This window comes from Enterococcus crotali, from assembly GCF_000633635.1.
GTDB classification, from domain to species: Bacteria; Bacillota; Bacilli; order Lactobacillales; family Enterococcaceae; genus Enterococcus_L; species Enterococcus_L crotali.
Genome location: NZ_AYPQ01000003.1, coordinates 1 through 14,245 on the forward strand (window position 1 = coordinate 1; position 14,245 = coordinate 14,245).

General features: G+C 37.6%; 8 protein-coding genes, 1 rRNA gene and 3 pseudogenes. 1 reads left to right on the forward strand and 11 read right to left on the reverse strand.

The features are described 5' to 3' along the window. The 6 genes from V192_RS0108345 to V192_RS0108370 all read right to left on the reverse strand — a co-directional run. Positions 1-727: ribosomal RNA gene (locus V192_RS0108345) — 16S ribosomal RNA — on the reverse strand; the annotation flags it as partial. A 621-nt stretch (positions 728-1,348) separates the two neighbouring features. Then, positions 1,349-2,851, reverse strand: coding sequence for a HAMP domain-containing sensor histidine kinase (locus tag V192_RS0108350; RefSeq protein ID WP_025870777.1), 1,503 nt, complete (start codon positions 2,849-2,851; stop codon positions 1,349-1,351). 11 nt (positions 2,852-2,862) lie between these two features. Beyond that, positions 2,863-3,549: a response regulator transcription factor gene (locus V192_RS0108355; protein ID WP_025870779.1), complete on the reverse strand. Its 687-nt coding sequence runs from the start codon at positions 3,547-3,549 to the stop codon at positions 2,863-2,865. Positions 3,550-3,696: 147 nt separating this feature from the next. Continuing rightward, complete coding sequence (gene gndA, locus V192_RS0108360; protein WP_025870781.1) at positions 3,697-5,118, reverse strand: NADP-dependent phosphogluconate dehydrogenase; 1,422 nt, start codon at positions 5,116-5,118, stop codon at positions 3,697-3,699. Positions 5,119-5,362: 244 nt separating this feature from the next. Next, complete coding sequence (gene rpmF / locus V192_RS0108365; protein ID WP_010763436.1) at positions 5,363-5,542, reverse strand: 50S ribosomal protein L32; 180 nt, start codon at positions 5,540-5,542, stop codon at positions 5,363-5,365. 56 nt (positions 5,543-5,598) lie between these two features. Then, entirely contained in the window at positions 5,599-6,168 is a 570-nt protein-coding gene (locus tag V192_RS0108370) for a YceD family protein (RefSeq protein ID WP_025870785.1), read from the reverse strand. A gap of 158 nt (positions 6,169-6,326) precedes the next feature. Between V192_RS0108370 and V192_RS19715 the strand changes: the two are divergent. Beyond that, positions 6,327-7,105 (forward strand): annotated as a pseudogene (locus tag V192_RS19715) (ABC transporter ATP-binding protein). A gap of 410 nt (positions 7,106-7,515) precedes the next feature. Here V192_RS19715 and recQ read toward each other — a convergent pair. The 5 genes and pseudogenes from recQ to V192_RS0108405 form a co-directional block, all read right to left on the reverse strand. Beyond that, a complete protein-coding gene (gene recQ / locus V192_RS0108380) occupies positions 7,516-9,303 on the reverse strand; it encodes a DNA helicase RecQ (RefSeq protein WP_025870787.1) in 1,788 nt (595 codons plus the stop codon). A gap of 254 nt (positions 9,304-9,557) precedes the next feature. Continuing rightward, a pseudogene (gene typA, locus V192_RS19720) lies at positions 9,558-11,392 on the reverse strand (translational GTPase TypA). Positions 11,393-11,635: 243 nt separating this feature from the next. After that, positions 11,636-12,408, reverse strand: a pseudogene (locus V192_RS19725) (inositol monophosphatase family protein). Position 12,409: 1 nt separating this feature from the next. Then, the gene (locus tag V192_RS0108400; protein WP_025870789.1) at positions 12,410-12,688 is read right to left on the reverse strand and encodes a UPF0223 family protein; all 279 of its coding nucleotides are present in this window, start codon (positions 12,686-12,688) and stop codon (positions 12,410-12,412) included. A gap of 45 nt (positions 12,689-12,733) precedes the next feature. Then, the gene (locus V192_RS0108405; RefSeq protein WP_025870790.1) at positions 12,734-14,011 is read right to left on the reverse strand and encodes a voltage-gated chloride channel family protein; all 1,278 of its coding nucleotides are present in this window, start codon (positions 14,009-14,011) and stop codon (positions 12,734-12,736) included. Positions 14,012-14,245 lie beyond the last annotated feature (234 nt).

Genomic DNA, 14,245 nt, shown 5'->3' on the forward strand with positions numbered 1-14,245 from the left:
CATATATCTACGCATTTCACCGCTACACATGGAATTCCACTCTCCTCTTCTGCACTCAAGTCTCCCAGTTTCCAATGACCCTCCCCGGTTGAGCCGGGGGCTTTCACATCAGACTTAAGAAACCGCCTGCGCTCGCTTTACGCCCAATAAATCCGGACAACGCTTGCCACCTACGTATTACCGCGGCTGCTGGCACGTAGTTAGCCGTGGCTTTCTGGTTAGATACCGTCAAGGAAGAGCAGTTACTCTCCTACTTGTTCTTCTCTAACAACAGAGTTTTACGATCCGAAAACCTTCTTCACTCACGCGGCGTTGCTCGGTCAGACTTTCGTCCATTGCCGAAGATTCCCTACTGCTGCCTCCCGTAGGAGTCTGGGCCGTGTCTCAGTCCCAGTGTGGCCGATCACCCTCTCAGGTCGGCTATGCATCATGGCCTTGGTGAGCCGTTACCTCACCAACTAGCTAATGCACCGCGGGTCCATCCATCAGTGACACCCGAAAGCGTCTTTCAAATCAACACCATGCGGTGTCGACTGTTATGCGGTATTAGCACCTGTTTCCAAGTGTTATCCCCCTCTGATGGGTAGGTTACCCACGTGTTACTCACCCGTCCGCCACTCCTCTTTTCAAATGAGTGCAAGCACTCGGTAGAAAAGAAGCGTTCGACTTGCATGTATTAGGCACGCCGCCAGCGTTCGTCCTGAGCCAGGATCAAACTCTCATAATAAAAGTTGAACACAATCCGAAGATTGTTAAGCTCATTTGTTTGCTAGCATATTGCTTCGCTTTGTTAAAAATTGTTGTTTGTTTTTACYGTTGTAAAAACAACCTACACATTTGGTTCGTCTTACTTTGTTCAGTTTTCAAAGGTCTACTGTGTTACCTCGCAGCAACTTTTATATCATATCAAATCTTCGATTTGATGTCAATACTTTTTTTAAAAAAGTTTCAAAGTTTTTTTCTGCTTGATGTTATCGAATGTTTCGCGACAACTTCATTAGTTTATCAGGTTGTTTGTTATTTGTCAACAACTTTCTTCTTGATTTTTCAAGTTGTTTTGCTGTTTCTTAATTAACAACTTTGTTATTCTATCATGAATATCTTATACTCGTCAAGAGGAAAAAAATATTTTTTTCTGTCTCTTTTCAAGTGACGTACACTCAGTAGAACATGTATAAATATAACAAGTCTTATCATAAAATGCAACTAGAAAATGTCTATTTTTGTTTGTTTTTTTCGTTGACGAACAAATCGTTTAAAGTTTGTCCAAGCATTCGTTTTTCCCGGCTCGTTAAACATCTCGAACTGTATGATCATTCGTTATTCAAAAAAGTAGGGACTTTCGCCCCTACTCTACTATCGCACTGGTATCCACTATCGGAATATAAATTCTAAAGATCGTTCCTTGATGAACAACACTTTCTGCATCGATTCTTCCTTTATAGTTTTCTACTAACTGTCTAGCAATCGATAAACCTAGTCCGTTTCCACCTTTATTACGTGCTCGAGCTTTATCTACACGATAGAAACGATTAAATATTTTATCCAGATCCTCTTCTGGGATCCCTTCACCAAAGTCTTGTATGGCAATCTCAAATTCATTCAATGTTTTAGAAATTGAGATATGGACTTCTTTGCGCGTTGTTGAATATTTTACTGCGTTATCCAAAATAATGATCAGCAGTTGTTCAAAGTGATTACGGTAGATCCCTAATGTCACTTCATGCAATAAATCATCATCTAACGTAATGACAAAATCAGGATATAGAATTTTGAAATTGTTAAATACTTGATAAACAACTTGCTTAGCATTGGATGTATGATTTGAATATTGAACATCCACTTGCTCTGCACGTGACAGATCTAGCATTTCTTGAACTAGGCTCTTCATACGAACAATTTCTTGCAGACTAGCTTCTAAGGATTCATCTAGAACTTCCGGATCTTCTTTGCCCCAACGGTTCAATAGGTTCAAATGCCCTTCAATTATTGCAACGGGCGTGCGTAATTCGTGGGAAACGTCTTCTACAAATTGTTCCTGCTGCTCGATATAGCGTCTCATACGATCTAGCATCTCATTAAATATCTCTGCCAAATCTGCTAGTTCATCATTAGAATGAATGTCTGGCATATGAATATCAGACTGCGGATCTTTTCTGATCGTATCCATCGTATCTCTTAGCACTTGCAATGGTTTTAGGAAAAATGAAGACAAAATGAAGCCCAGAATACTACTTAAAATCAATGAAATGATTTCCAATGCAACTAAGGTTAGTAATAAGCGGTTTCTGATATCATAAAATGAAGAAAGCTCATAAAAAGCCTGAATATATCCAATTTGCTCTCTATTTTCTTTAGAATAAATGGGTTGGATAACCAAAAAACCCGTTTTGTCCTCTAGGGTTTGAATTTCAGCCGCCTGTTTTTCTTTTTTCAGTAGTTGACTTTTTACTTTCTGGGTTTCAAATATAAGCGTTCCTTTTGTATCATATATCGATAAGTATAAAGCTGGCTGCCCTAACTCTGAAAGCATAGTATCCATTTCCATCAAGGAGCCTTCTACAGAAACTTTCTTGTTATTTAGATCGCGTTCATCAACATTAGGCGTCTTTAACTTTTCATAGACCTCTGATATTGTCAAATTTTCTTTTGCATTAGCTAAGCGATTTCCAACTTCGCCAACCGTTCTTTCTACATTTTCGCGTTCTTTTTCAACAATAAGATTCACTGAGGTTTTATAGGTGATCACTGCAAAGATAGTGAACACAACGAATATGAAGAAAGAACTTGCAGAAGCCCACTTGATTGTCAAGGAAGGCCCCTTCAGTTCTTTTTTTGCCGCTTTTTTCATTTTTATTGATTTCACGAGCGCATCACATAACCTGTCCCACGAACAGTTTGAATGTAGCTCTCCTCGCCAGGAACATCAATTTTATTGCGTAAATAACGAATATAAACATCAACAACATTCGTTTCGACTTCTGTCTCATAACCCCAGACTTTATTTAATAAGACATCACGGGCTAATACAACATTTACATTTTCCATTAATGTTAATAGTAATTCATATTCACGCTTTGTTAATTCGATCATTTCAGAATTACGGCGCACAACACGATTTTCCTTTTCGATGGTTAAATCACGATAAGTAATCGTTGTTTGTTTTGCCACATTTTTGTCACCTTCAATATCAATACGACGAAGTAATGCACGCAAACGAGCTAACAGTTCTTCTATTGCAAAAGGTTTTACGATATAGTCATCCGCTCCGTGATCTAAACCAGATACTCGATCAATCACAGAATCTCTTGCTGTCATCATAATAATCGGCGTATTTTTCACTTGGCGTATACGGCGACAAACTTCAAGCCCATTCAATTCAGGCAACATCAAATCTAAAAGGATAGCATCCCAATCATTATTTAAAGCCGCTTCTAAACCAGTACGTCCGTTGTAGTGAACTTCTGCAGTATAGCCCTCGTGTTTCAGCTCCAGTTCTACAAAACGTGCTAAGTTTTTTTCATCTTCAATAATTAGAATATTACTCATTGGTTATTTGTCCTTTCTCTTTAAAAGCTATCTTAAAGCTTACCCATTATACCCACTTTTATCTTAAAAAGCTAGCAACAACCCATATTTTCCATACAGCAGAGAGAAAACCATGAGAAATTTTTGAATCCCATGGTTTCCAACATATTATTCTTCGTTATACCAGCTATAGTGGTAAGTGCCTTCTTTATCAACTCGTTGATACGTATGAGCACCAAAATAATCTCTTTGCGCTTGTATAAGATTTGCTGGCAAACGTTCTGAACGATAAGAGTCATAGTATGCAATTGCTGATGCAAATGTTGGAACAGGAACTCCCGCTTGGACAGCAATCGATACAACATCGCGAACAGATTGTTGATATTTTTTTGTAATATCAATAAAGTACTCATCTAATAATAAATTTTCGATCGTTGGATTTTTATCATATGCATCCGTTATTTTTTGTAAAAACTGAGCACGGATGATACAACCTGCACGCCAGATTTTGGCGATCTCACCGAATGGCAAGTCCCACTCATAATCTTCTGAAGCGACACGTAATTGAGCAAATCCTTGCGCATAACTCATGATCTTACTAAAGTAAAGAGCTTCACGAATTTTTTCAATCAATTCTTTTTTATCCCCTTGATAAACAGGAGCTTCTGGCTTCGCTAGGACTTTACTTGCTTTCACACGTTCATCTTTATATGCAGAAATGAAACGAGCAAAAACAGATTCAGTGATCAATGGTAGTGGAACCCCTAGATCTAACGCACTTTGGCTTGTCCATTTACCTGTCCCTTTATTACCAGCAGCATCCATGATGACATCAACGATTGGTTTACCAGTTCCTTCATCGTCTTTACGTGTTAAAATGTCTGCTGTGATTTCTACAAGATAGCTATCCAACTCACCTTGATTCCATTCTTTGAAAATATCAGCCATTTCATCAACAGAAACACCAAGAATATTCTTCATTAAATCGTAAGATTCGGCAATCAATTGCATATCACCGTATTCGATTCCATTGTGAACCATTTTAACATAGTGACCCGCACCATTTGGGCCGATATACGTAACACATGGTTCGCCATCTTCGGCTTTAGCAGAAATTTTTTCTAAAATCGGAGCAACTAATTCATAAGCTTCTTTTTGACCTCCCGGCATGATTGAAGGACCTTTTAATGCCCCTTCTTCTCCACCAGAAACGCCCGTTCCAATAAAGTTAATACCAGAATTAGCCAATTCTTCATTTCTACGGATCGTATCTTTAAAGAACGTATTCCCGCCGTCGATCAAAATATCTCCTTTATCTAAATGAGGCAGCAACTCTTGAATCGTCGCGTCTGTTGCAAAACCTGCTTGAACCATCAACATAATACGGCGCGGTTTTTCAATAGAGTCTACAAACTCTTCGATTGTATACGTCGCTTTGAAATTTTTATCTGGATGTTCCTCAACGACATCTGTTGTTTTTGAACCTGTACGATTAAATAGAGCAACTGTGTATCCTCTACTTTCGATATTCAAGGCTAAATTTTTTCCCATTACGGCCATTCCGACTACGCCAAATTGTTGTTTTGTCATCTTGTATCCTCCCACTATCTTTGAAAAGAACTTCATTAGAACTTTCTTATAATCTACATCATTATAACGTAGAATGCTTGATATGAAAACAAAATAGTTCGAATATTTTAATTTACTACTCTTTATTTATTAGATTTTGGACAATTGAAGATAATTGTCCATCCGTTTGATTATTTCTAATCAAAATAAATCCCCTAGGCTCCATGGTTAGCCTAGGGGATTTTAACATTTTCAAAAAAATGTTTTATGCTTCTTTAGAGATTACGTCTTTTCCATCGTAATGACCACATGCTGGACATACGTGATGGCTTTTTCTCATTTCACCACAGTTTGAACATGCATTCAAACCTTTAATAGTTAATTTGTAATGAGTACGGCGTTTGCCCTTTTTAGCTTTTGAAGTTCTTCTAGCTGGTACTGCCATTGGTGTTCCACCTCCTTGTAAAGATGTGTGCATAAAATGCACGATATATTCCAATCTTACTGCTTATCGTCCTCATCAGATGTTTCACTGAACAATTCGGATAATTTAGCAAGACGAGGATCCATTGTTTGTTGTGCTTCTTCTTGTCTTTTTCGTGCATATTCATCTTCTGATAGAACTTCCCAGTCATTACCCTTTGGCATCTCTTGACTCACTTGTTCTTCTTCTGATAATACTTGAATCGGAATAGACAAAAGAATGTTATCTTCGACTGATTCATCTAAATCGATCGTTGGTTTCTCCAACAAGATGATTTCTTCATCTGCCAAACGTTCATCTCTTTGCTGATACTGTTCTAGGGTCATAAAGACCTCATCAACATCAATTGTCAGCGTAAGCGGAACAGGTGTTAAAGAACGTGAAGATGGAACTGTTACAATAACATCGATTCTATAATGAAGCAAATACTCTTCTTTTCCTACTGTTAACATCCCGGTTGCTTTAACAGGACTAACATCTAGAATCAGACTATCTCTTTTCATCAGGGACGCTTTTAAATCCAATGTCTCTGAAAATTCACATGGTTTGTCTTTGTATTTGTTTAGTTCTAGTAAAGACCATTTCATATTCATCACCTCATAACGCAACAAAAGCAATTATACAAGGCTTTGAAAGCTTTGTCAATGAAATTTTCTTGACGACGTTTTCTTCTTTCAACTTTTTTCATATACTACTATTCTATCTACATTCTTTAATGGTAAAATAAAACAAAGGAGGAGTTAGTATGAAAGCATTTGAGTTTAAAAACGTTTCTTTTATTCGGGATAAAAAAACATTGTTAAATAACGTAAACTGGACAGTTCAAGCATCTGAAAATTGGGCAATTCTCGGCCTGAATGGCGCTGGTAAAACATTGCTTTTACAATTGATTTGCGGATATCTTTGGCCTTCAAAAGGACGCCTAGAAGTTTTAGATCAAGTATTTGGTCATGCATCTATTCCTGAGCTGCAGCGGCGAATCGGCTGGGTCAGCACGGCTTTACAGTATCGTATGAAAGATGGAGACATTGCTGAAAAAATTGTTTTGTCTGGTAAATTTGCCAGTATCGGCATCTATCAGCACTATACCGCTGAAGAACTTGAACAGGCAAAAGCTATTTTGAGAAGTGCAGGCGGTGAATCCTGATCGGGAAAAAATATAGTGTCCTCTCTCAAGGCGAACGACAGTTAGTCTTAATTTCCAGAGCTTTGATGACCGAACCGGAGCTATTGATTTTAGACGAACCGTGCAATGGCTTAGATTTGTTTGCTCGAGAAAAGCTCTTATCTCAAATTCAGAAAATTGCAGAGCAAGAGATTCACCCAACACTTCTTTATGTTACTCACCATACTGAAGAAATTCTGCCATGTTTTAATCATTTGATGTTGCTCAAAGATGGAGAAATTTTCGCCCAAGGAACGCGAACAGAACTATTCAATGAAGCAACATTCACAGATTTTTACGCTGAGCCGATTCAAATCATTCCATTAAAAGATGAACGCTTAGCTGTTTACCCTAAATAAAAATCGATACAAATAAAAATACTCAACTCGAATAACCAAGTAGGGACCACGCAATACCATTTATCTGCGGCAAGCTGAACCTTTAACGAGAACGCATCAAGCCGTATGTACCTCGCCCTGTTTTACGACAATAAGAGGGAATTTACGGAAATTGCCATGAATTATTGCGAGCTTATAAACTGATAATCGTTGGTGTCTACTTGGTGTTTTTCATTTTATTGAGATCAAATAGACATTGCACACTATCTGTCCTGGTTACAAATTAGTGCTTCTCAACAATGTCAACTTATTTCCGTCGTCTTTAATTTTTAGTGGCTTAGCTCTTAGATCTTGACGTTACCTGAACAGAGTATTAGTTGCTGCTCTCACCATTTATCCAAACCCAACCATTTTTTGTCAGCACTAGATACTTACTGAGTACTAACATTTTTTTCTTCAGATTGCTTAAATGTTTCGATTGCTACTAAGAATTTCTCCCCGTATTTATCTAATTTATTTTGTCCAACACCTTTTACTTGTAATAACTGAATCGAATTTTTAGGAAGTTTTTCACACATTTCTTTCAACGTGCTGTCTGAGAAAATCAAATACGGCGGTACACCTGCTTCTTGCGCTAAGTCCATCCGTAATGCTCTTAACGTTTCAAAGAGTCCATCATTGACCACAACTTTTCGAACACGCTGATCTTCTTTTCTAAATACAGTCTGCTGTCCCAAAAGAACTTGGACTCCTGTTGGCGAAACAGATAATAACGGATATTGGCCATCTGATGGATTTAAATATCTTTCTGCTGTCAAATAGTCGATCAATTGATTGACTTCTTTTTGCGTTCGATCTTTCAGTAATCCATAGGTAGGCAAACGATGAAAGTGCCACTGATCGATTTTTTGATCCTTTGAACCCGTCAAAACTTTTCCAACAAGCCCTTTACCAAATTTCTCTCCCATACGTTTGACACATGATAAAACCTTTTGAGCATCTACAGTGATATCCACCAATTCCCGTTCATCTAAGCAATTGGAACAGCGGCCACAATCATGTCCTTTCTCTCCAAAATAACGCAAAATGAATTTTTGTAAACACATTTGAGCATTCGCATATTGGGACATCTCTCTTAACTTCATATATTCTTTTTGTTTGTAGTCAATCGTCATTTCAGATTGATCAATAAAAAATTGCTGGATTTGAAGATCATGTGGTGCATAAAGTAAGACCGCATCACTAGGAAGTCCGTCACGTCCAGCACGTCCAGCTTCTTGATAGTAAGACTCGATATTTCCCGGGATTTGGGCATGGATAACAAAACGAACATTACTTTTATTGATCCCCATACCAAACGCATTCGTTGCAACCATCACCTGTAGCTTATCGAATAAAAACTGTTCTTGATTATCATTTCTTTCTTTTTCATTCATGCCACCGTGATACATACCTACAGTTATCTTCTTACTTTGAAGCAAATGATAAATTCGTTCTACTTCTTTTCTTGTGCTAGCATAAACAATCCCCGATTGTCCCTGATTCAATTTAAGATACTCTAAAAGGAACACATCTCGATTTTGATCCTTAATTACTTGAAATGACAAATTTTCACGGGCAAAACCCGTTTGCACCTGATTTTCTTTAGGTATGTGTAATTGTTTAAGAATGTCTTCTGCTACTTGAGGTGTGGCTGTTGCAGTTAATGCAATCACTGCTGGTTGTTGCTGGAATTGTTCAATAATTTCAGCTAAGCGTAGATAGCTAGGTCGAAAATCGTGTCCCCACTGCGAAATACAATGCGCCTCATCTACTGCTAATAAATCGATTGGCACATGTAAGAGTAATTGTTGAAAATCAAAAGATTCTAAACGCTCAGGCGCCACATATAGTAGCTTAACCTCACGATTAACTGCCATTTGAACACGATTGTTCATCTCTTGTTGTGAAATTGTGCTGTTGATGAATGTCGCTGGAATCCCCATCATATTTAGTGCATCTACTTGGTCTTTCATCAAAGAAATCAACGGGGAAATGACTAAGGTAAGGTTCTCCAGCATAAGTGCAGGCAACTGATAACAAATTGATTTTCCACCCCCAGTTGGCATGATCCCTAAAACATTTTCTTTATGTAAAACATGATTGATGATGTCTTCTTGTCCTTGACGAAACTCGTCGTATCCAAATTTTTCTTTCAGTAAGTCTTTGATGTCAATCATGAAATTCTCTCCGTTCTTTGTGTCTGGTTGTTATTTTAGCATGCGTTATAGTTCAATTCAAGGGAGGATCAACATAGCGTGAAACAATTTGCTTGTTGTGAAACACTAGTCTATTTTATAAAAAAAATAAATCCTTTATTTATCAAGCTTTCTATAACTAACATACGCAATATTTTCGATTATTTATTAAAGTTATCCACAAAAAAAGGTGGAACAAAACTTTTTAAGTCTCGTTCCACCTACCTAGCTTCTTTCTATTCAGCTACTTTTTTCTTTTTACTTGCTTTTTCACGTTCGTTTTTGTTAAGAATTTGTTTTCTTAAACGAATGCTTTCTGGTGTTACTTCACAATATTCATCTTCATTCAAGAATTCTAACGATTCTTCTAATGTAAGGATTTTTGCTTTTTTGATGACAGATGTTTGGTCTTTGTTTGCAGAACGAACGTTCGTCATTTGTTTTGCTCTTGTAATGTTTACAGTCAAGTCATTATCACGATTGTTTTCACCGATGATCATTCCTTCGTAAACGTCAGTTGTAGGTTCTACAAAGACCGTTCCACGTTCTTCGATACTCATAATACTATAAGTTGTTGCTTTACCTGTATCGATTGAAACAAGCGCACCTTGACGCGTCCGCCAATTGTTCCTTGAATCATTGGTAGATATTGATCAAATGTATGGTGCATGATACCATATCCGCGAGTCATTGATAAGAATTCAGTTGTATAACCGATTAGACCACGAGCAGGTGCTAAAAAGATCAAACGGATTTGACCATTACCAGTGTGGATCATATCTTGCATTTCACCTTTACGTAAGCTTAATGATTCGATAACACTACCCATGTATTCTTCAGGAGTATCGATTTGAACACGCTCAAACGGTTCGCATTTTACGCCTTCAATTTCACGTTCGATAACTTCTGGACGTGAAACTTGCAATTCATAACCTTCACGACGCATATTTTCAATCAAAATTGACAAATGCAATTCGCCACGACCAGATACAGTCCAAGAATCTGGTCCGATTGGTTCTACAAGTAATGATACGTCTGTTTGTAATTCTGCCATTAAACGTTCTTCAATTTTACGAGACGTTACGTATTTACCTTCACGACCAGCAAATGGAGAGTTATTTACTAAAAATGTCATTTGTAATGTTGGTTCATCAATGTGTAGGATCGGTAGAGCTTCTTGGTGCGCTACATCAGCAACAGTTTCACCAACGAAGATATCTTCCATACCCGAAACGGCAATTAAATCACCAGCTTTTGCTTCATTGATTTCAACACGTTGTAATCCAAAGAAACCAAAGATTTTAGTCACACGGAAGTTCTTCACGCTACCATCTAATTTCATCAAGGCAACTTGGTCGCCCACTTTCATTGTTCCACGGAACACACGGCCGATACCGATACGTCCAACATAATCATTGTAATCCAATAATGATACTTGGAATTGTAATGGTTCATCTGAATTATCCACTGGTGCTGGTACGTGTTCAATGATTTGGTCAAAAATTGGTGCCATTGTTGGCTCTTGGTCTTCTGGGTTATCAGAATTGCTTGAAGTTCCGTTCAAAGCTGATGCATAAATAACTGGGAAATCCAATTGATCATCATCCGCACCTAATTCGATAAATAATTCTAAGACTTCATCAACAACGTGTTCTGGACGCGCTGAAGGTTTATCAATTTTATTTACAACAACGATTGGTGTTACTTTTTGTTCCAATGCTTTTTTCAATACGAAACGTGTTTGAGGCATCGTTCCTTCATAGGCATCAACAACTAAAACGACACCATCGACCATTTTCATGATACGCTCTACTTCACCACCGAAGTCCGCGTGTCCAGGTGTATCTAAAATGTTGATACGAGTACCTTTGTAATCAACTGCAGTATTTTTAGCTAAAATCGTGATTCCACGTTCGCTTTCAATCGCATTTGAATCCATCGCGCGTTCTTGTAATTGTGTGTGTCCATCTAAAGTATCTGATTGTTTTAAAAGTTCATCTACTAATGTTGTTTTACCGTGATCGACGTGGGCGATGATTGCCACGTTTCTAATATCTTCTCTGTATTTCAATGTAATTGCTCCTTATCCTTTTGCCTTACGTCACTTGTTCATTAAATCCGACTTTTTATTATACCAAATTTTTTTCATGAAATATAGTCTAAAGCTTTCAAAAGTTGTGAAAACTTCATATTTTATTGCCTTTTTTTGAAAAATAACACATTTCCTGAAAAAAAGCAATGGTTTCTTTCAGGACAGACTGATTGTTTTCGATATTTTCTTGATTTTTTTCCTTATGTGTCACGAGCGTAAGTACTATTTTTGGATAAAGTTTTCCTGAATTTCTGTGTAAGCCGCAGGTGTTGCTGCTAAAAAATATTCCCGCTTAGCAAATGCTAATGGTTTTCCTTCTATATTAGAGTATTTAAACCCAAACTCATCCAACAAAACTAAACCGGCCGCATAATCCCAGGGGCTTAGGTTAGAAATGTAGCCGATATGATTGCCTTTCAACATAGCAATCAGCTCAATACCTGCACATCCACTAACTCTGATCCCCATACTTGCCTGACCAATTTCTCCTGCAGAATAAATATTTTTACCATACATATACGCATTCATGCCTAACAGGCCTTCTGATAAGGAGGTATTTTTTGGCTGCAGCAATTTTTGGTCATTCAAAAAGACACCGTAATCTTTACCGCCCCAGTATAATTCGTCTTTCATCACATCATAAATAAAGCCTAGTTGCCCGATACCGTCTTCAAACACAGCAATCATGATACAAAAGTTCTCTTGTTCCATCACAAAATTCATCGTGCCATCAATCGGATCAATGATCCAAACTCGACCAGCTAAAGAATCGATCGTGTCATAGCCTTTTTCCTCAGCCAAAATTCGATCATCAGGATAGTGCTGGTTTATTTTTTGATCAAAAACAATTGAGTTTCTTCATCAATATTTGTAACAAGGTCTGTTCTACCAGACTTTTGTGAAACGCTCAGTTCACCAGTCAAGCTAACAGAAATGTAGCCTGCTGCTTCTTTTAACCATTCTTTGATTTCAATGATCATTTTTTCTTTTGTCATTTTAATCAGCTCCCAGTTTCAATCTGCCTGACTCTTGCTTTTTGGCTTGTTGAAGTGTTCGATATAAAGAGTAGCCAGATGCTTTTTGAAATTCATTCCCTAAACGCTTTTCTTCACCGATGCTTTTAACCACAGTTTTAAATTCTTTATACGTATTAAAAAATGCGTTAGTATCAATTCCAGTTTCATTTGCTTGTTCTACGGCCGACCACATATTCGTAACAATCACCATTTCAGCTGTTGTCCAGTCTAGATCTAAAGGGTATTGATAGTCTTTCATGTTTTCACCTCATTTCCTAGTTTATCATAGGCTTAGAATATTTTTCTATAGCTCATTATTTTCTTTTTTATTTTTCCAGTTTGTCAATAATGGGAAAAATACAACCCCTTTTTCCACTTCTATCTTTTGAGCTGAATAAATCCCGGCATTTCCTGAACACATGTAACTGATCAAACAAATCATAAAGAAAAATAAGGCTGCCTCGCCTCCAAATAGTTCGATCCCCATAATAAAGCAGGCAATTGGTGTATTTGTTGCTCCCGAAAAAACGCCAATAAAACCCAGTCCAGCTAAAAATGGAATCGATAAATGGAGAACACCTGCTAAACTGCTGCCTAATGTTGCACCAATCTCAAACAATGGCGTCACCTCACCGCCTTGATAACCTGCACCCAATGAAAGAATTGTAAAAAAGAGCTTTCCAAGAAAATCAAATCCATGATTATCTCCATTAAACGCATCTTTTAATAAAGGTAAGCTTAGCCCCAGATAACGTTGCGTCTGCAAAATAAACACAGCAGCCACCACGATCACTCCTCCAATGAAGTTACGTAAAACGACATTCCCGATCCAGTTTGCATAGAATTTTTTGACCAAAACGATCGAACGACTAAATAACCACCCGACTAAACCAAAACAGATTCCTGCAATCATTATTTTAAAGAACATCATTACTGACCAATCAGGTATTTGTCCCATCCCGTAATGTGTATGTGTTACACCAAAAGATTCTGTCACAAAATTAGCAAAAAAAGCCGCAAAAAAGCTTGGAAAAAGCCCATCAGATCTCAAACGACCGATCATTAAGACTTCTAACCCAAAAATAGTTCCAGCTAACGGGGTCCCAAAAACAGAGCTGAACCCAGCGCTGATCCCGCAGATGATCACAATTTCGCGTTCAATTTTATCGAGTTGAAAAAGACGCCCCACAGCATTCGCTACTGTGCCTCCCATTTGAACAGCTGTCCCTTCACGACCAACTGAACCTCCAAATAAGTGTGTGGTGATCGTACCAAATAAAGTCAGCGGAATAAGACGCACAGGAATATTTTCTTGTTCACCATTGGCTTGATCGATTACAAGATTATTCCCTCTGATCGCATTCCCACCATATTTTTTATATAAGAAGGCAAATACACCCCCACTGATTGGCAAAACAAATAAAAGCCAAGGGTTATCCAGCCTAATTTGGGTGACTATATCTAAACTTTTCAGAAAAAAAGCTGACAACGCTCCCACTATCAATCCAATCAACAAAGTAATGCTGAACCATTTGATCATATAGATGCTGATTTTTATTGGCCTGCTCAATTCATTTTTCACGCGGTCATCTCCTTAAAAATACATCAACTATTCTATGATACCACTTCTGACATCTACGCTGATCAATTATAGCAATTTTTATTAAAAGAAACGAGAAATAAATAGATTTCTCATTTTTTTATAGAAAGAACCCTCATTTAAAATAAAAATAATTTTACCTCAATAAAGCACTTGCAAAAGCTTAATATTGTGCTACTATGAATAGGAAATTTTTAATTATTTTAAGCTATTTAT

Coding starts and splice junctions, on each gene's coding strand:
- V192_RS0108350 (WP_025870777.1), bottom strand. CDS start 2,851: ATGAAAAAAGCGGCAAAAAAAGAACTGAAGGGGCCTTCCTTGACAATC.
- V192_RS0108355 (WP_025870779.1), bottom strand. CDS start 3,549: ATGAGTAATATTCTAATTATTGAAGATGAAAAAAACTTAGCACGTTTT.
- gndA (WP_025870781.1), bottom strand. CDS start 5,118: ATGACAAAACAACAATTTGGCGTAGTCGGAATGGCCGTAATGGGAAAA.
- rpmF (WP_010763436.1), bottom strand. CDS start 5,542: ATGGCAGTACCAGCTAGAAGAACTTCAAAAGCTAAAAAGGGCAAACGC.
- V192_RS0108370 (WP_025870785.1), bottom strand. CDS start 6,168: ATGAAATGGTCTTTACTAGAACTAAACAAATACAAAGACAAACCATGT.
- recQ (WP_025870787.1), bottom strand. CDS start 9,303: ATGATTGACATCAAAGACTTACTGAAAGAAAAATTTGGATACGACGAG.
- V192_RS0108400 (WP_025870789.1), bottom strand. CDS start 12,688: ATGAAAGACTATCAATACCCTTTAGATCTAGACTGGACAACAGCTGAA.